The sequence below is a fragment of the Polyangium jinanense genome, assembly GCF_028435265.1.
Taxonomy (GTDB): Bacteria; Myxococcota_A; Polyangia; order Polyangiales; family Polyangiaceae; genus Polyangium; species Polyangium jinanense.
Map to the genome: position 1 here is coordinate 1 of NZ_JAGTJK010000090.1, position 17,161 is coordinate 17,161.

Annotated in this window: 15 protein-coding genes and 1 pseudogene; 8 read left to right on the forward strand and 8 right to left on the reverse strand. The window is 67.5% G+C overall.

What is annotated here, in order from left to right; translation table 11 throughout:
* Positions 1 to 196 precede the first annotated feature (196 nt).
* Together KEG38_RS52085 and KEG38_RS52090 are read right to left on the reverse strand one after the other, a co-directional pair.
* The gene (locus KEG38_RS52085) at positions 197 to 385 is read right to left on the reverse strand and encodes a hypothetical protein (protein ID WP_272428409.1); all 189 of its coding nucleotides are present in this window, start codon (positions 383 to 385) and stop codon (positions 197 to 199) included.
* A 798-nt stretch (positions 386 to 1,183) separates the two neighbouring features.
* Complete coding sequence (locus tag KEG38_RS52090; RefSeq protein WP_272428410.1) at positions 1,184 to 1,405, reverse strand: hypothetical protein; 222 nt, start codon at positions 1,403 to 1,405, stop codon at positions 1,184 to 1,186.
* A gap of 384 nt (positions 1,406 to 1,789) precedes the next feature.
* Between KEG38_RS52090 and KEG38_RS52095 the strand changes: the two genes are divergently transcribed.
* Entirely contained in the window at positions 1,790 to 2,422 is a 633-nt protein-coding gene (locus tag KEG38_RS52095; RefSeq protein WP_272428411.1) for a hypothetical protein, read from the forward strand.
* Between the two features lie 510 nt (positions 2,423 to 2,932).
* On the opposite strand, the gene KEG38_RS52100 is transcribed toward KEG38_RS52095, so the two are convergent.
* The 3 genes from KEG38_RS52100 to KEG38_RS52110 all read right to left on the reverse strand — a co-directional run bounded on the left by KEG38_RS52100 (position 2,933) and on the right by KEG38_RS52110 (position 5,837).
* Positions 2,933 to 3,142 (reverse strand): four helix bundle protein, encoded by a 210-nt coding sequence (locus KEG38_RS52100; RefSeq protein ID WP_272428412.1) that lies wholly within the window; start codon positions 3,140 to 3,142, stop codon positions 2,933 to 2,935.
* A gap of 380 nt (positions 3,143 to 3,522) precedes the next feature.
* On the reverse strand, positions 3,523 to 5,211 hold the full coding sequence (locus KEG38_RS52105) for a CocE/NonD family hydrolase (RefSeq protein ID WP_272428413.1): 1,689 nt from the start codon (positions 5,209 to 5,211) through the stop codon (positions 3,523 to 3,525).
* Positions 5,208 to 5,837, reverse strand: coding sequence for a TetR/AcrR family transcriptional regulator (locus KEG38_RS52110; protein WP_272428414.1), 630 nt, complete (start codon positions 5,835 to 5,837; stop codon positions 5,208 to 5,210). Before KEG38_RS52110 ends, KEG38_RS52105 begins: the two co-directional genes overlap by 4 nt.
* A 494-nt stretch (positions 5,838 to 6,331) precedes the next feature.
* Here KEG38_RS52110 and KEG38_RS52115 point away from each other — a divergent pair, with 494 nt between their 5' ends.
* The 4 genes from KEG38_RS52115 (at position 6,332) to KEG38_RS52130 (ending at position 9,194) form a co-directional block, all read left to right on the forward strand.
* On the forward strand, positions 6,332 to 7,390 hold the full coding sequence (locus KEG38_RS52115) for a TQO small subunit DoxD (protein WP_272428415.1): 1,059 nt from the start codon (positions 6,332 to 6,334) through the stop codon (positions 7,388 to 7,390).
* Positions 7,391 to 7,394: 4 nt separating this feature from the next.
* The gene (locus tag KEG38_RS52120) at positions 7,395 to 7,928 is read left to right on the forward strand and encodes an RNA polymerase sigma factor (RefSeq protein ID WP_272428416.1); all 534 of its coding nucleotides are present in this window, start codon (positions 7,395 to 7,397) and stop codon (positions 7,926 to 7,928) included.
* Positions 7,915 to 8,646, forward strand: coding sequence for an anti-sigma factor family protein (locus tag KEG38_RS52125; RefSeq protein WP_272428417.1), 732 nt, complete (start codon positions 7,915 to 7,917; stop codon positions 8,644 to 8,646). The genes KEG38_RS52120 and KEG38_RS52125 overlap by 14 nt, the downstream gene beginning before the upstream one ends.
* A 197-nt stretch (positions 8,647 to 8,843) precedes the next feature.
* Complete coding sequence (locus KEG38_RS52130) at positions 8,844 to 9,194, forward strand: thioredoxin family protein (protein WP_272428418.1); 351 nt, start codon at positions 8,844 to 8,846, stop codon at positions 9,192 to 9,194.
* Positions 9,195 to 9,527: 333 nt separating this feature from the next.
* Here KEG38_RS52130 and KEG38_RS52135 read toward each other — a convergent pair whose 3' ends face one another.
* Entirely contained in the window at positions 9,528 to 10,169 is a 642-nt protein-coding gene (locus KEG38_RS52135) for an SMI1/KNR4 family protein (protein WP_272428419.1), read from the reverse strand.
* Positions 10,170 to 10,684: 515 nt separating this feature from the next.
* On the opposite strand from KEG38_RS52135, the gene rph reads away from it, so the two are divergent.
* Entirely contained in the window at positions 10,685 to 13,303 is a 2,619-nt protein-coding gene (gene rph / locus KEG38_RS52140) for a rifamycin-inactivating phosphotransferase (RefSeq protein WP_272428420.1), read from the forward strand.
* Positions 13,304 to 13,727: 424 nt separating this feature from the next.
* Here rph and KEG38_RS52145 read toward each other — a convergent pair whose 3' ends face one another.
* On the reverse strand, positions 13,728 to 14,564 hold the full coding sequence (locus tag KEG38_RS52145) for a GNAT family N-acetyltransferase (protein WP_272428421.1): 837 nt from the start codon (positions 14,562 to 14,564) through the stop codon (positions 13,728 to 13,730).
* 59 nt (positions 14,565 to 14,623) lie between these two features.
* Here KEG38_RS52145 and KEG38_RS52150 point away from each other — a divergent pair.
* Positions 14,624 to 14,833: pseudogene (locus KEG38_RS52150) on the forward strand (IS630 family transposase); the annotation flags it as partial.
* Between the two features lie 15 nt (positions 14,834 to 14,848).
* Here the strand turns inward: KEG38_RS52150 and KEG38_RS52155 are convergent.
* Positions 14,849 to 15,937 (reverse strand): alkene reductase, encoded by a 1,089-nt coding sequence (locus tag KEG38_RS52155; RefSeq protein WP_272428422.1) that lies wholly within the window; start codon positions 15,935 to 15,937, stop codon positions 14,849 to 14,851.
* Between the two features lie 59 nt (positions 15,938 to 15,996).
* Here KEG38_RS52155 and KEG38_RS52160 point away from each other — a divergent pair, with 59 nt between their 5' ends.
* Entirely contained in the window at positions 15,997 to 16,992 is a 996-nt protein-coding gene (locus KEG38_RS52160) for an AraC family transcriptional regulator (RefSeq protein ID WP_272428423.1), read from the forward strand.
* Positions 16,993 to 17,161 lie beyond the last annotated feature (169 nt).

Here is a 17,161-nt window from a genome sequence, read left to right on the forward strand (position 1 = left end):
TCCCGGATCGATGTTGCGCTCCGTTCCCGCAGGTCCCTCGACCTCCCGGGTCGGAGCTTGAAACCGTTCCCGCAGGTCCCGGGACCTTCCCAAGCTGTATCGTGTCGACGCCGCTGCGCTGGGGCGTTGCCCCAGCGCAGCGCCTCCCTGATGAGACCAATGCTCAGGCCCGGGAGAGGGGCGAGGGAGGCTTCTCCTACGAAGCGCGGCGGTAGACGAGGCGGCTCAGCGTGGCGATGACGTGGTTCATGCGATCGAGCGTGCTGGGATTGACCTTTTCGATGAGCCGCATGGCTTGGGCGACCTGAACGCACGCCAGCTCCTCACGGGCGGAGCCGAGGGCAGTGGAGTAGCGCTGCCGTTTGTGCCCCTGGAGGCTGCCCATGCCTTCGGCAATGTTAACCTTTCGCCAAACGGCGGCACTGCCTCTAGTGTTAGATGAAACAGTGAAGTTGCCCATGCGTCCCACGCCCGCTGGTGCGGCAGAGGCGTGGGCGGAGGCTGAAAACGCGAAGGGGCACGTGTGTGCCTGTGGGTGCAGGGGGCGGGTCGAGGTGAAGCCGTGGCACCACTGCGTGGGGATCCCACGGTTCATCCGGTGGCATCAGCCGGATGTCTCGACAGCCTGGGCGGAAGCTGAGAATGTGAAGGGGCGGCACGTGTGCGCTTGCCGGTGCGGGAAGTCGATCAGGGTGCTGCCGCGGATGACCGTGGCGAAGTGGGTGGAGGCCGAGAACCGGAAGGTGCGACTGTGCGAGTGCGGGTGCGGGGGGCGGATCCAGGTGCTGCCGTACCATCACTAGGCGGGAATTCCGCGGTTCATCAGGTTCCATCACTACGACGAGGTGAAGCGGCGGCATGCCGAGATTTAGCCTCGATTTCGCAGGAGGGCAGACGCGGGGATCCGAGCGTCCGTGGCTGGAGCGCCACGACCTCGAAGTGATGGGGAGGTTGGTGCCCGAATTCACCGCACACGGAATCGAGGACACACGGCCCCCTTTCCCCCTGGCCGTTTCGACTGGCTCTTGTATCAATCGAGCAGGCGTAGCAGTGGCGAATGTGCGGGAATTCGGAGGGTCCACAGTCGCGCGGAGCGCACGAGGCGACCCGGGACGAGGACGAGCGCTCGTCGCAGCCATGGCGCGCGCCATTGCGAGAGATCAGGGAACAGCCCCTGCACGTATCAGCGCATGAGGTTGTAGGCCAGCACCTCGGGCACGTCGGCGGAGCCGCCCGCGCCGGAGCCGCCCGCGCCGGAGTCTCCCGCGCCGGAGTCTCCCGCGCCGGAGTCTCCCGAGGCGGGCGACGGAGTGGGATCGCACGCCATCGTCACCGTGGTCGCGGCGACGGCGAGCCAGCGAAGCGCGGCGCCCGTGTTTGCTTCTTCAGTTCCCGACTTGGTCACGATGCTCGTCCCGTCTCAGCGATCCACCGCTGGCGCCACGCTCCACACGGGCGCACCGTTGGATCTGCTCAACCTGTACGACGGGATCGGCTGGGCTTGAACGGACGCCCTTCCATCCGGCCGCCGTGGAGGCGTGCGACGCGATCTGCCGGGAGCACGGCGCGCGCGACACGGCGCGCTCCGACGATCCCGTGGTCGGCGCGAACGAGCGGGCGCTCATGCGCCGGATCAAGGGCCTGTTTCGATCCGAATGGCATCCTGAACCCCGGAAAGGCGCTCTGAGCGGCGCGGCCGAGCTTCGCCGTCGGAGCCGCCGGCGTCGTCCGGGCTCGTGGTCGAGATCCGTGGATTGACGCCGCGCAGAAGGCGGGCTCAAAGGGCTTCGTGACCTCTTCGCACATCTCGGCTCTCGCAGCTTCCTCGTTCGCTGTCCTCGTGTCTGGCTGCTTGCTCGTTCCGTTCGGAACTCCAGCTCCCGCGGCCTCTCCGCAGCCAGGGGCCGCCGCGGCCTCGCCGCAGAGCACGGCCTCCGCGCCGGCGCCGGGCCCCTCCGCGACGGCCGCCACGAGCGCCGCCGCGACGCCCGAGCCTGCACCCGCGGATCGCTTGCCGAAGGTCCAGCCGCCGGAGGACACCGTCGAGCTCGTCTTCACGCACCACATGGGCGGAGATCGCCTCTCCATCTACGTGCCGGCCGGCGCCTCGGTGAAGGAGACGTTCGGTGGGAGCGAAGAGACGATCGTGGTGCAGGGCAAGGAGATCATCGACATCGGGGCGGGGCTCGAGGACCTGAAGATGCTCAAAGGCTCGTTCGCCGATCCCAAGAGCCAGCTCCTCCAGGAGGACGAGCGCGGCATGCTCTGGCGCGAGGCCGGTAAGAAGGCACGGTATTCCTTCTCCTGGAACATCGATGCCGGCGGGATCGAGCACCGCTGTCGCTCCTCGCACCCCCTGGACACGAAGGCGGAGGCCGAGCGCCTCCTCGCCATGTGCCGCACGCTCCGCTGGCTGAAGTGAACGGCGGGCGCGCGGCCCTCGCCGTGCGAAGGCTGCCCGGCGCCGGCTTCGGCAGCCCGAAAAAACAGCCCTATTGGCGCGCGAGGCGCTGTCCCTGCTCGACATCGACGAACGCGAGCAGCGCGCCGCTCCGAGACAGCCATGCCCGAGGCCCTTCCGAAGGGCGTCCCAGAAGTCTCCTGCCGTGCGAAAGCTGCGGCGCGCGCGCAGGCTCGGGCGCTTCGTCGGGTCGCACGAGGCCGCGCGGAGCTCGTCCAGGTGCCTCCCGGTGAGCGCCCGCGTCCCCGACGTCGCCTCGATGAGCATGAGCGCGAGGGCGTAGACGTCGGTCCAGGGGCCCGTCGCCCCCGAGGCGCGGGTCCCGTCGACGAACTTCGACCCTGCGGAGGTGATGTAACCTGCGATCTCGGCGTCCTTGCGGTGCGGCTCCGAGGGCTTGACAAGTGCCCCAAAGCACTACGACGATGAAAGGCAATGTGTTTGGCGAAAGGTTAACGATGCACACACTTGTCAGCGCAACGCTGGGAGGATCCCGAACAGGTTCATGGTGTTAGCGTTCTTTAGGCGAAAGCTTCCCATCGCTTCGGCGACATTGCGCGCCACGCTCTGCATGGCCCGCCGCATCTGACGAGCCAGGTCCCGATCTTTCCGTTCGATTCGCTCCGCGATGAGCCCTGCGTCTTCTGCCATGGCCAAAACGACATCGTAGATCTTCAGCATTGACGAACCCTCCGCCCGACGACCCTTTCGCCGGGACCCCCGTCCCGGACCGTCGCGCGGAGGCCTCTTCAAGGCTGCGCAGCACCGAGCGGAGCCGCGCGGAGCAGCACGCAGTGCTGCGAGCACGGTGAGCACGGCTTGGCCTTGAAGAGGCCGAGCACGACGGTACGCTCGCCGTCCCCGAGCGGGATCCCTGCAAACCGTCCCACTCGCGTTTGCGTTTGCGTTTGCGTTTGCGTTTGCGTTTGCGTTTGCGTTTGCGTTTGCGTTTGCGCCTCCGCCTCCGCCTCCGCCCCCGCCCCCGCTCCCGCCTCCGCCAGGATTCCGGGGGTCATGACTCGTCGCAACCCGCAATCCGGATTTCCTCGGCGCCCTTGCCCTCAAGGAACGACGACGGGAAGCTCGATCGCGCAGGGGGCGGAGAATACCATCGAGCGTGGTCCCTCGGCGGGGACGCGCTCGAAGGTGTCGGCATCGGCGCCGGCGAGCGAGACCCGCAGCGACGATCCAGGCGGCAGCTCGAATGCGATGGGCCGCAGACGCACCTCGACGGCGCCGCCACGAATGCGCGCGACCCCCTCGGTGAGCAGCCGCGTGGGCCCCTCCGCGAGCTTTGCCTCGAGGTAGGCGAAGAGCGCGGATTCATTCCCGTCCGGCGTGACCTGGCAGCGCAGCACCGGCGCGCCGAAGACCGATAACGTATCCGTGAGCGCCGCATGGTCGAAGGACAAGAGTCCCCGGGCCTTCGCGCGATCGCCCGTATCGACGGGGCGCAAGAGGCCGGTCACCCAGCGGTTCTTCGTCCCCGTGGTCGCCTGGAAGTCGACGTCGAGCCGCGCCTCGAGCGCCGCCGCGTCTCGAACGAGCTTCCCTCCCGAGGCTAGCGAATACGTCTCAGCGCGCGTCGTGGGCCACGCGTCCCCCTCGCGCCACACCTCCGCGCCGGCGACCCAGTATCGACGCTTCGGCGCGGGCGGCGCCGCTCCTTTCAAATGGCGGTCGAAGAACGCGACGACGTCGTCGACGTTCACCGCGGCGCCCGCGCGCGGGCCAAAAGGGCTCGCGGATTCGTTTCCCTCGTGCGTCCACGGACCAATCACCGCCTCGACGAGCGGCATCGCGCGATCGGCTCTCAAGACCGCGTCCGCCGTGGCGCCGTCCCAGAAGCTCCCCCAGAGCCCCACAGCGGCCTTCGTCTTCGCGAGCCGCTCTACGTGAGCGGCCGGGCCGACCTTCGCAATCGGCACGCCCGCGAAAAGATCCGACGGGCCGCGCACATCGACGACCGCTCCCGCGACGTCGGCCACGCGCCTTTCGCCGATGAGCTTGGCGAGGCCGAGGCCTTTTTCGTCGCCGTCGACGGGATGAACGCCAGTCACGATGTATTTCGCGGGTGCGGGAAAAAACGCTGCCACCCGATTCCTGTCGAGGCCAGCCACGTCCTTGCCCCACGCGTCGACGAACGATGTGTTGCGCACGCCGCCGGGCGCGATGAGCTCGTCGAGCAAATCCCACTCGACCTCGCGCACGAGCACCGCCCGGAGCGCGGGGTTCGTCGTCGTCGCCGACAGGAGCGCGGTCGTCCCTTCGTACGAGACGCCCGCCACGCCGACGCGCCCGTCGCAGAACGGCTGCGCTGCGATCCACGCGATGAGATCGCTCGCATCGGCCACCTCGTCGTCGGACCACGGACGCGGCCAGGTCCCCTCCGACGCGCCCGTGCCCCGGACGTCGGCGATGACGACACCATACCCTGCGGCGACGAGCTCATCGACCGAGGCGTCGCGCGGGCCGATCGGCGGCACGCCGGGCTGATCGGGGAAGCGCGTCGCGAAGCTCCGCCAATAACGCGTCTGAAAGAGGACGACGGGGACGCGCTCGGCCGGCATGGGCTCGGGGAGGATGACGTCGGCGGCGAGCTTCACGCCGTCTCGCATGGCGACCTGCGGGCGGCTGACGCGGGCCTTGGGCCTCTCGGGCTGCACGGCCATGAGGACGACCGCGGCGATTGCGACGAGCGCCACGAGCACGCCGAAGACGACCCCGACGATCTTGAGGACACGTTTCATGATGAAGCTCCCAGCCCGACGCCGAGGACGCCGGTGATCTCGTACGTCAGGCGCTCGGCCTCCTCGGCGCTGAGGTCGCCGAGCAGTCCGTCGGTGATCATGCGCGCGAGCCCGTACGTGAGGGCTTGCGCGGCCAGCATCCCCGCACTGCGGGAGACGAGCGCGGGGCTCGACACGCCCTGGTGGTCGCGCCCGAGCACGTCGTCCATGGTCTTCTGCGAGGCGGCGGCCATCTGCTGCAGGAGCGGCGACGCGGCAACAACCTCGGCGTGGGTGAGCGCGCGAAAGTAGCCGGGCTCCTCCACGGCGAAGCGCACGTAGGCGATGCCGCGCGCGCGCTGCTTCTGCAGCGGATCCAGGGCGCAGCCCGCCGCAGTCTCCATGCGCTCGAGCAGGCGTCGCGCCCCCTCCTCGGCCACGGCGACGAGGAGCGCGAGGCGGCTCTCGAAGTGGCGAAACGGCGCGCCCCCGGTCACGCCAAGGCGCTCGGCCAGCGAGGACACCTTCAAGGCGTCGACGCCGTCCCTGGCCACAGCCGCGGCCGCAGCGTCGATGAGGGCGCGCCGCAGATCGCCGTGGTGGTAGGCGTCCGCGGACTTCTTCTTGATCCGTCTCCTCACCGGCATGGGTGCACGCTCTCGTCCGAAGTAAGTGTCACTTACTTATCAAGTAAGTGACACTTACACAAGGCCTCGCTGGGGGTTGTCAAGCCGTCGCGCCGGGGCGCTGCCCCGGGCCCCGCGGGGGCTGTTCGCCCCTCGACCCGAACCAGGGCAAGCCCTGGACTCGTGGTGGAAGAACTGCGCGGTGCGCAGTTCTTCCAACAGGCCGGTGGCAAGACCATGGAGGTGCGTTGCACGTTGGCGACGGGCACGTGGCCCGTTGAACCGTCAGCGCTGCTGTCTTGGTTGGCAGGGTCGTCGTTGGTCTTGACCTGGCCTGTTCGATGAACTGCGCATCGCGCAGTTCATCGACCCCGGGTCCAGCCCCTGGCTGGTCCGGGTCCAGGGGCGGATAGCCCCTGGTGGGGCCTGGGGCAACGCCCCAGCGCAGCGGCTCCCAGATGAGACTCCCTTGCCCGGGAACTTTGTTGGTCGCTCGTCGTGTCCTCCTCTGCGGCATGCAAGAAGCTCCTTCCTCTGCCGGTTCGTCTACGCAGGACTCGACCCTCGCGCTCCTCTCGCTCCGCCTCGTGACCGGGTGGCTCTTCTTCTCCGCGCTTTGGCGGCGCTTCGTGCTCGAACCGGAAAAGATGGTGCCTGATGCGGCGGGGTACGTCGGGGAGAAGTTCAACCACTTCCTGCCGCACGCGATCGGCGTGCGTGGGCTACTCGATTGGCTGGTGCGGCACCCCGAGGTGCTACACCCCTTCCTCGTGGTCTTCACCGTGCTTGAAGGGGCGGCGGGGCTGGGGCTGATGCTCGGGCTCCTCACGCGCGCCGCGGCCGCGGGCGTCGTGATGTTGTCGGGGGGCATCCTGCTCGGCGCGGGGTGGATCGGATCGACGTGCCTCGACGAGTGGCAAATCGGTGTGCTGGGGATAGCGGGTGGAATTTCCGTCATGCTCGGGGGCGCCGGACGTTTTGGGCTCGATGCCGCCCTCACCTCGCGTTTTCCACGGCTTCGTCAGAGCCGCGCCTTTGCGCTCCTCGCCTCGGGTTCGCTGCCGCTTCGCCCGGGGATCGTCCGCCGCGGCGGGATCGCCCTCGCAGGAGCGACGCTTGCGCTCACGCTCGCGACCAACCAGATTTTCTTCGGCGGAGTCTGGGGCAAGCTGCACAATCACTCGGTGCGGCCGCACGTGACGATTTCGGCCGCGGAGCTGGATCAAGCGGGCGCGCTACGGCTGAAGCTCGCCCGCGACGGAGGGCCGGACACGTATGGCGCGTTCATCGTGGATATCGCGATCCTCGACGGAGCTTCAAAACCGGTTCATGGCTGGGACGCGCGGGCCTTGGCTTCGCTGCCGGCGAGCGCGATCACGAACCATTATCTCGTGAAGGTTCGCCCCGGACCCCATGGGCTCGTTCTACCGCTCGGGAGCGTGGCGGACGTCGTTTTGCCGATCCCGCCAGGGGTGCCATTGCCGGGGCGTTACCGCGTGCGTGTTTCGGATGTGAGCGGCGCCATGTGGGATGCTGGGCTCGAAATTGCACCGCGGCTGGCCGGGAGGGAGTGAGAGCGTGCCGGGTCGGTCCTTCGTCGAACGTCTCGTCGCCGAACTGCCGGCGCTCTTCCGGATGGCAAGGAAGATGACCCGCTCGGAGACGGACGCCGAGGATCTCGTGCAATCGACCGTGGTGCGGGCGATGGAGAAGCGAGATGATCTGCGGAACGAGGAGCGAATGCGGGCCTGGCTCTTTCAGGTGCAACGCACGGTGCTCTTGAATGGTGTTCGCGGGGCGGCGCGGCGCTTCGAGGTGATCCAGGGAGGCAAGGGCGCGGAGGCGCCGGAGCCGAGCGAGGATCTCGAGGAGGAGATCCTGCGCTGCTCGTTCGACGACCGGGTGACGCACGCCCTCGATGCGATGCCGCCCGAATGGAAGGAAGCGCTGCTCTTGCGCGAGGTGGAGGAGCTCTCTTACGAGGAGATCGCGTCGGTGCAAGGTTCTCCCGTGGGCACGGTGCGTTCGCGCCTCGCGCGGGCGCGGGCAGCGTTGTTCGAGGGGCTATCCGAGGCGAATCAAGAGAGTGCGGTGCATCATGGCAAGATGTGACGAATTCGACAATGTCTCGGCATGGCACGACGGGGAGGTGAACCCTGTGGAAGCGGGGCGAATCGAGGCGCACCTGGCATCGTGTGCCGTTTGCCGCGGGACGGCTGATTTCCTCGCGCAGACGCGGCAATCGTTGCGACGCTCGGCCAGAGCCGACGTGCCCGCGCGCGCCGTGCAAGAAACGAAATCGCTCGACAAGCCTGTGCGTCCTCGGCGTCGGCTCGCGCTCGCCGCGTTGCTCGCGGCGGCGTCGTTTGGTGTGGGGGCGGCGCTCTTGCTTTCGCGTGGCGGCATCGCGCAGGCGATGGCGGACGAGCTCGTGAGCCACCACCTGCGAGGATTCGCCAGAGAAAAACCGTGCGAGCTCGATTCGTCCGATCCCGCGGTCATCGCTCGGTGGCTGGAGCAGAGGCTTGGGTATGCGGTGGCGGTGCCCGCCATGCCCGGGGCGAAATTGCTCGGGGCGCGCCTTTGCCAGCTCGAGGGCGATCGGACGGCAGCGCTCATGTACATGCAGGACGACAAACCGGTCACCGTCTTCGTGCCGAGGCCGGGATCGAGCGCCGCGGTGGCGGCCGAATCGCTCTCGCGAGGCGAGGTTCGCTGCGCGCGTGCGCCGCTCCGCAATCGGATTTGCGCGAAGACCGCGCAGCAACCCATGCTGGCTGTCGCCGAGACGAGCGAAGACACGCTCGCCGCGGCGCTCGAAGCTCCGTGAACGCCGCTTGATTCCTGAAGGAAAGGTGAGAGGAGATGTTTCTGAGGTCATCGAACCGGGGTCGAGTCGCGGCGATTGCAATCGCATCGCTCGCCACGTTGACGGTCGCTCTTGGAGTTTTCCTGGATCGGTCGGATGCGAATCGAGGTGCGGCTTCGGCTGCCCCTTGCGGAGCGGGCTCCGCGACGACATGCGCCATGCCGAGCGGCTCTGGGCGGCGTGGCGGCGGTGGCCTCTCGACCGGCGGACAGCCGAGGCTCCTTGAATTCACGAGCGGTTCTTGCGCTGCTTGCGCGCGGATGGCGCCCATCGTGAACCAAGTCGAGCGGCGGTGCCTCGCCGAGGCAGACGGATCGCTCGTGCACGTGAACATCGACGAGCCCGAGGGCGAGGCGCTCGCGGAGCATTACGAAGTCCGGGCATTACCGACATTTGTCGGGATTGACGCGCAGGGCGCGGAGGTCTTGCGGATGGTCGGGGTCCAGACGCGGGAGAAGCTCGCTTCGGCGCTCGGCGAGGTCCGCGGACGCGCATGTCCGCCGATCTGATGGCCAGAGGGCTTCGTTCACGGATGGGGATCCGCGCGGACGCGGTTGGCGAGGGTGAGGAGGCGATGGGGATCCGCGCGGACGCGGTTGCCGAGGGTGCGGACGCGGTTGGCGAGGGCGAGGAGGCGATGGGGATCCGCGCGGACGCGGTTGCCGAGGGTGCGGACGCGGTTGGCGAGAGCGCGGACGCGGTTGGGGAGGGCGAGGAGGCGATGGGGATCCGTGTGGACGCGGTGGGGATCCGCGTGGACGCGGTTGGCGAGGGCGCGGACGCGGTTGGCGAGGGTGAGGAGGCGATGGGGATCCGCGCGGACGCGGTTGCCCTGAGCGCCGTCAGAAGCTTGTGTCTCCGCGGCGCGCGGCAGAGAGGCGTCCTCTCATCTCGTCGAGGGCATCGTCGAGGTGCGCGCGAAAGGTGCGGCGCTCTCCGGCCCAGTCGATGCCGTGGTCAGTGCCCACACCGACGCGGCCGGTCGCTCGGAAGAAGCCCGGCCAGTCGTAGAACGACGAGAAGTCGAAGATGCGCACCGAGCGGTCGAAGTCGCCCGGTTCGACCTGCGGTCCTTCGTCGGTCTCGCCGTCGAGCCAGATGTCGACGCCGTCCATGTGGTCTTCCCACGAACGCTCGAGGACCACGTCCAGAGGCGGCAGGATGAGCACGCCGTCCTCCTTCTTGTTCTCGATCGTGTCGAACAGGGCGTACATCCACGGCACCGCGCCACGCAGATACTCGTCCTCGCGACCGACGTAGCGCGGGCTCTTCGCCGCCATCCATCGGATCTGCACGGCGCCCACCTCCGCGTAAAACGCGCGCACGTCGTCGGGCACACGGCCGCCAAACCAGGCATCGAGGCGCGCGAGCGCTTCGGCCGAAGCCGGTGGCCCGAGCTCGGCTCCCAGCAGGACGACCTCGGGTGCGTTGCGAAGCTCTTCGATCAAAGCCGCAAAAACGTCTCGCAATGTCTTCTCCTGCATGGGTGGTTCCTCGGCCCCCGACACGGCGCGAGCGTACCACGGCGAGCGGGCCCTCCGCGAAAACGTGGCGGGTTGGCTGAGCATTGGTCTCATTTGGGTGGCGCTGCGCTGGGGCTTTGCCCCAGGCCCCACCGGGGCTATCCGCCCCTGGACCTGGACCAGCGCAAGCGCTGGACCCGGGGTCGATGAACTGCGCGATGCGCAGTTCATCGAACAGGCCAGGTCAAGACCCACGACGACCCTGCCCATCAAGACCGCGGCGTTGACGATGTAACGGGCAACGTGCCCGTTGCCAGCGTGGAACGCACCTCCATGGTCTTGCCACCGGCCTGTGGGAAGAACTGCGCATCGCGCAGTTCTTCCCCAAATGGTCCAGGGCTTGCCCTGGTTCGGGTCGAGGGGCGAACAGCCCCCGCGGGGCCCGGGGCAGCGCCCCGGCGCGACGCCTCGCGACGCCTGTGGAACACCCTCTCATTCGCGTTATAGTGGCGCCCTTCGAGAAGGGAGGTGAACCGATGCGTGCTTCTGTGCTTGGTTTCCAGGAGGTCGACCGGACCCGGATCATGGATGTCGGGGGGAAAGGTGCGAGCCTGGGGGAGCTTTCCAGGCTGGAAGGGGTCCGCGTGCCGGATGGCTTCTGTGTTTCGACCGGAGCCTTCAAGCGGATCCTGGGAGAGGCGCCGTCGCTTGGCGAATGGCTCGATCGGTTGTCGCGTCTGAAGGCGGAAGACCGCGAGGGAGTCCGGGAGCTCAGCGCGGAGATCCGCGGCATCATCGAAGGGATCGCCATCCCTTTTGACTTGCACGATGCGATCTCCCGCTATCTCGCCAGACTTGGCGAGGAAGGGGCCTATGCCGTACGGTCCAGCGCGACGGCGGAGGATTTGCCGACGGCTTCCTTTGCAGGCCAGCAGGATACGTATCTGAACGTCATCGGGAAGCCGGCGATCCTGAAGCACATCAGCCGGTGCTGGGCGTCGCTCTTCACCGAGCGGGCGGTGATTTACCGCCTTCGAAACGGCTTCGACCACCGCAAGGTCCACATGGCGGTGGTGGTGCAGAAGCTGATCGTCCCGCAGGCGGCCGGAATCCTGTTCACGGCCGATCCCGTCACTTCGAACCGGAAGGTGTCGTCCATCGAGGCTGGCTTCGGCTTGGGGGAGGCCCTGGTTTCCGGCCTGGTGAACGCCGATGGCTACAAGGTACGGAATGGCCAGGTCATCGAGAAGGCGATCGCCACCAAGAAGCTTTCGACTTGGGCCTTGAAGGAGGGCGGTACGAAGGAGCTTTCGATCGAGCCCGGGCGGCAGAACCAGCCCGTGCTGACGGAGGAGCAGATCGGGCGACTCGAGCGCCTGGGTAGGCGGATCGAAGGGCATTTCGGTCGCCCCCAGGACATCGAATGGTGCCTGGTCGAGGATGATTTCTACATCGTCCAGAGCCGGCCGATCACGACCTTGTTCCCCATCCCCAAGGCGTTCGACCAAGGCAATCACGTCTATGTATCCGTCGGCCATCAACAGATGATGACCGACCCCATGAAGCCCCTGGGGCTGTCCCTGTTCCAGTTGACCGCCGGTCGCCCCATGTACGAAGCGGGTGGGAGGTTGTTCGTCGATCTCACGAAGGAGCTGGCTTCACCGGCCAGCAGGGACGTCGTGTTGAATGGCCTGGGCCGATCCGATCCGCTCATCAGGGACGCTCTGACGACCGTCATCGAGCGGGGGGATTTCATCGAATCGGCGCCCGCCGATCCGCACGCATTGGGGCCGGGTCGAGGCAAGCCGGGGACGCCGCCAGCGGGTCACCAGGCGCCGGTCGAAGACGATGCGGCGATCGTGGCTGATCTGATCGCGCGCAGCCAGGCGTTGATCGAAGCGCTGAAGCGGGACATCCAGACGAAATCCGGGACGGAGCTGTTCGATTTCATCCTGGAGGACGTCCAGCATCTGACGAAGAGCACGATGGATCCACGAAGCCTCGGCATGATCATGGCCGCCGTGAATGCTTCGTCGTGGCTCAACGAAAAGATGATGGAATGGCTGGATGAAAAGAACGCAGCGGACGCGCTTTCTCAGTCCGTACCGAACAACATCACCTCGGAAATGGGGCTTTCGCTCTTGGACGTCGCGGATGTGATCCGTCCTCATCCGGAGGTGGTTGCTTATTTACAAACGGCGAAGGATGAAGGCTTTTTGGAGGGCTTGACCCGGCTCCCGGGTGGACCGGAGGCCCGCGAAGCCATCTCCGCTTACCTCGACAAGTACGGCATGCGCTGCGTCGGGGAGATCGATGTGACGAGGACGCGCTGGAGCGAGAGCCCCACGACCCTCGTCCCCTTGATCCTCGGCAACGTCAAGAACTTCGAGCCTGGCGCCGGCGGCCGGAAGTTCGAGCAAGGGCGACAGGAGGCCTCGAAGAAGGAACGAGCGCTCCTGGATCGATTGAAGCGATTGCCGGATGGAGATCAAAAGGCCGCAGAAGCGCAACGGATGATCCGCCGGCTCCGGAGCCTCATCGGGTATCGCGAATACCCGAAGTACGGCATCGTGAACCGCTATTTCGTCTACAAGCAGGCCTTGCTGAAAGAAGCCGAAGAGCTCGTGCGGGCCAACGTGATCCATGAGAAAGCAGACATCTACTATCTCACGTTCCAGGAGCTTCGCGAGGTCGTGCGCACGAACGAGCTGGATGCCGAGCTCGTTCGCCAGCGCAAGGACGAGCACGAGCTCTATCGGAAGCTGACGCCACCGCGGGTCATCACGTCCGATGGTGAAATCGTCGCGGGTGCTTACAAGCGCGCAGCTCTCCCCGCCGAAGCCATTGTCGGTCTCCCGGTTTCTTCGGGTGTTGTCGAGGGACGCGCCCGCGTCCTCTTGGACATGGCCGATGCCAATCTGGCCGAGGGCGATATCCTGGTCACCTCCTTCACGGACCCTAGCTGGACCCCGTTGTTCGTGTCCATCAAGGGCCTGGTGACCGAAGTGGGGGGACTGATGACCCACGGCGCGGTGATCGCCCGTGAATACGGCTTGCCGGCCGTCGTCGGCGTGGAGCATGCCACCAGGCTGATCAAGGATGGGCAACGCATCCGCGTGCATGGAACGGAAGGGTACGTCGAAATCCTGTCCTAGCCCGGGTTGAAGAAGTCTTACGTGCCTCCTCCTCGCCGCATGCGGCTCGTCCGACGCCGATCTGGCATCCCCGGCGACGGCAGCACCTTTGGGGGCCGTAGCGCCGGGGCGCCGCCCCGGACCCCGCGGGGGCTGTTCGCCCCTCGACCCGAACCAGGGCAAGCCCTGGACCTTTGGGGAAGAACCGCGCGATGCGCGGTTCTTCCACGGGCCAGTGGCAAGACCAAGGACGGCGTTGCTAGTCGAAATGGCAGCGCGGCTGTCTTGATGGGCAGGCCTTCGCTGGTCTTGACTCGGCCTGTTCGATGAACTGCGCATCGCGCAGTTCATCGACCCCGAGTCCAGCGCTTGCGCTGGTCCGGGTCCAGGGGTGGACAACCCCTGGTGGGGCCTGGGGCAACGCCCCAGCTCAGCGCCTCCCAGCTCAGCTCGGGCTCCGCACGAGGACGGCGCGCGTATAGAGGAGCTCGAACCCCTGCCGCTGCACGTTTTCCTGCGATTTGGACCCTGGCTGCGTCGTGACCACGGCCACGTCGCAGCCGGCCTTGGTGGCGATCTCGAGCCGCGCGGAGAGGAGCGCGCTTTGCACCCCGCGCCGCCGATGCTCGGGCAGGGTCGCCGCGCCGCAGAGCTGGGCGACGCCCTTTGCGAGCCGCATGCTGGCGCCGCCCGCGATCACGCCGTCGCGCCGCGCCAGGTAGCGGGAGAACCCGCCGGTCGAGGCCATGTCGCGCATGATGCCCTCGATGAGCTCGCGCGGGAAGGACTCGTGGGAGGGGACGCCCTGCGCGTCGGGGCTCGCGAAGCCGGTTACCACGACATCGATCCACGCGGAAAGCTCCGAGAGGGGGCTCGGCAGGATTTCGACCGAAGGCGCCCGCGGCGCTTCGTGCTCGACCGGCAGGCTCCGGCCGAGCACGTTCTCGAATCCCTGGAGCACGTACCCACGCGCGGTGAGCTTCTGGCCAATCGAGGGGTCCGCGAGGGTCGCGATCTCCACCTGCACCGGCGACCCTCGCTCTGCAAAGGCCTCCTCGACCGCTGCGAGGGCGCCCTCGTCGAGGGGGCCCGCGAAGCCGAGGCCCGCGACCTTGTTGAGCGGAGAGCCCGGGGCGCTGAAGGTGGCGATGCCCCCGGCCAGCGGGATCACGAAGGGGCCCGTGCCGGGGTCCCGGCGCAGCACCACGTCGATGCTGTCGGCGAGGAGGCCGCACTCGGCCTCCTCGATGCGGGCGACCAGGTTGGTGCTAGCGAAGAGCATGGTGGTTGGACCATTCTAGTGTCCTGGGACTGACGTTCGTAAAAATTCTCGGTGCATCGCATCCGAGGTTCCACCTGCACTTCACGCCGACCGACGGATCATGGCTCAACCTGGTCGAGAGGTGGTTCGCGCCGCTCACCGAACGTGCGCTACGGCGCGGCGTTCATTGCAGCGTGCGCGAGCTGGAGAAGGCGATCTGCGAGTACCTCGACGCACACAACGAGGACCTGCCACCCTCTTTTCTCAATACCGCTCCCTTATCTTCCTGAAGCCCCGGTTTCGAGTCAGGGCAGCGCCGGATAATCCGTATAGCCCTTCTCCTCGCCCGTGAAGAAGGTGGCGGCGTCCGGCGGGTTGAGCGGGGCCTCGCGCCGGAAACGCTCCGGGAGGTCCGGATTGGCGAGGAACGGCACGCCGTAGGCGACGAGATCGGCTTCGCCGCGGGCCAGTGCCTCCTCTCCAGCTCGCGCGTCGTAGCCGCCGTTGACGATGACGGCGCCCTGGAAGGCCTTGCGCAGCAGCGGGGTGATGCGCTGCTCCGCGCTCGGCACCGCGTTGCCCGACACGGCCTCGGTCACATGCAGGTAGCCGAGTCCCAACCGGCCGAGCTCCCGGGCCATGTAGGTGAACGTCTCGACCGGGGTGGAGTCCTTCATGCCCGCGTAGGGGAACGGCTGCGGCAAGAGCCGGTAGCCCACCCGCTCCGCGCCCCAGACACCCACCACCGCCCGGGCCACCTCCAGCGGGAAGCGCGCCCGGTTCTCGATGCTGCCGCCGTAGGCGTCCGTGCGCTGGTTGGAGCCATCCCGCAGGAACTGGTCCAGCAGGTAGCCGTTGCTGCCGTGCAGCTCGACGCCATCAAAGCCCGCCTCCCGGGCGTTCTCGGCCGCGCGCCGGAATTGCTCGACGATGCCGGGAATCTCCTCGGTCTCGAGCGCTCGCGGCGTCACGATGCGCGTCTTGCCCTTCCACGTGAAGGCCTCTCCTTCGTAGCCGATCGCCGAGGGCGCTACAGGCAACTGGCCGTCATGGAAGTCCGGGTGCGAGACGCGCCCGACATGCCAGAGCTGGGCGAAGATGACTCCACCCAATGCATGGACGGCGTCCGTCACCTTCCTCCAGCCCGCCACCTGCTCGGGTGAGTGCATGCCGGGGGTGCGGATGTACCCCACGCCCTGGGGGCTGACCTGGGTGGCCTCGGTGATGAGGAGCCCCGCCGAGGCGCGCTGCTCGTAGTACGTCGGTGCCAGGGGGCTCGGCACGTTGCCATCCACGAGCGCCCGGCTGCGCGTCATCGGCGCCATCACCATCCGGTTCTTCAGTTCGAGGCGGCCCAGGCGGAAGGGGGACAGGAGCTTCGAAGCGGTTGCCATGGTTCTTTCCTTGTTGAGGTCGGGTGGACAGAAAATGCGCAGGCCGCTATGGACGTGCCATGGCATCCAGTCCAAATAAATTGACCGATCGTCCAGGCCCGGTGGACGAGCCGGTAACCGACGTCCTCGCGGATGTGCTGGACGCGATGCGTCTGACGACCCTCATGCATGGTCGCTTCGAGCTGGGTGCTCCCTGGGGAATCCGGTTCCCGGAGAGCCCCGGCGCGCACATCGTCATCGTCGCGCGTGGGAGCGCTCGCCTGGAGGTCGAGGGCGTCGAGGGAGCCATCGTCCTGTCCGCCGGCGATCTGGCGCTGTTTCCGCACGGCGGAGGGCACACGCTGCGCGATGCGGAAGGCAGCCCGCTCCACATGCTCGGACACGGCGAATGTCAGCGGGCCCGCGGGGTAGGGCCGATCCGGCTCGGCGGTGATGGGGCCCGCACCACCCTGGTCGCGGGGACCTTCCGGCTCGGTGCCGCGCCTCGCACGCCGTTGTTCGAGGGGCTTCCACGCGTCATCCACGTCACCGCGGACGATCCCGCGACGTCCCCCTCGCTTTCGCCCCTCGTGCAACTGCTCATCGCGGAGAGTGCCTCGGTAAGCCCGGGCGCGACCGTCATCATGAGCCGGCTCGCGGACATCCTGTTCGTGCAGGCACTCCGGACGCACATTGCGGCGAGGCAGTGCCACCAGCACGGGCTGTGTGCGCTCGCGGATCCACAGATCCGCAAGGCCCTCTCCCTCATCCACGAGAGACCCGCCGAGCCCTGGACCGTCGAGAGTCTCGCGACGGCCGTTGCCCTCTCGAGGTCCAGCTTCGCCGCGCGCTTCAACTCGCTCGTCGGAGAGCCCCCACTCGAGTACCTCGCGCGGTGGCGAATGACGAAGGCCGCCCAGTTCCTTCGGGAGGGCGAGCTTCCGCTCATCGAAGTCGCGGAGAGCATCGGTTACCAGAGCGAGGCGTCGTTCAACCGGGCCTTCAAGCGCTGGGGCGGGGTGGCACCAGGCGCGTACCGGCGAGAACACCGCCGGGGTGAACGGCATGAGGCCTGATCTCCCCGATGCGCCGGAGGGGCGCTTGCGCAGAATGAACCCGCCGATTTCACCCTCGCAGAGGAGCCGTCGCCCGGCCACTTTCGCCGTCCCCGAGCGGGATTTTTTGATTCCCGCTCCCGCTCCCGCCCATTGACGCCTCGTCCCGCGAGTGGTCTCCTCGCCCGCC

Coding starts and splice junctions, on each gene's coding strand:
- KEG38_RS52085 (WP_272428409.1), bottom strand. CDS start 385: ATGGGCAGCCTCCAGGGGCACAAACGGCAGCGCTACTCCACTGCCCTC.
- KEG38_RS52100 (WP_272428412.1), bottom strand. CDS start 3,142: ATGCTGAAGATCTACGATGTCGTTTTGGCCATGGCAGAAGACGCAGGG.
- KEG38_RS52105 (WP_272428413.1), bottom strand. CDS start 5,211: ATGAAACGTGTCCTCAAGATCGTCGGGGTCGTCTTCGGCGTGCTCGTG.
- KEG38_RS52110 (WP_272428414.1), bottom strand. CDS start 5,837: ATGCCGGTGAGGAGACGGATCAAGAAGAAGTCCGCGGACGCCTACCAC.
- KEG38_RS52115 (WP_272428415.1), top strand. CDS start 6,332: ATGCAAGAAGCTCCTTCCTCTGCCGGTTCGTCTACGCAGGACTCGACC.
- KEG38_RS52125 (WP_272428417.1), top strand. CDS start 7,915: ATGGCAAGATGTGACGAATTCGACAATGTCTCGGCATGGCACGACGGG.
- KEG38_RS52130 (WP_272428418.1), top strand. CDS start 8,844: ATGCCGAGCGGCTCTGGGCGGCGTGGCGGCGGTGGCCTCTCGACCGGC.
- KEG38_RS52135 (WP_272428419.1), bottom strand. CDS start 10,169: ATGCAGGAGAAGACATTGCGAGACGTTTTTGCGGCTTTGATCGAAGAG.
- rph (WP_272428420.1), top strand. CDS start 10,685: ATGCGTGCTTCTGTGCTTGGTTTCCAGGAGGTCGACCGGACCCGGATC.
- KEG38_RS52145 (WP_272428421.1), bottom strand. CDS start 14,564: ATGCTCTTCGCTAGCACCAACCTGGTCGCCCGCATCGAGGAGGCCGAG.
- KEG38_RS52155 (WP_272428422.1), bottom strand. CDS start 15,937: ATGGCAACCGCTTCGAAGCTCCTGTCCCCCTTCCGCCTGGGCCGCCTC.
- KEG38_RS52160 (WP_272428423.1), top strand. CDS start 15,997: ATGGCATCCAGTCCAAATAAATTGACCGATCGTCCAGGCCCGGTGGAC.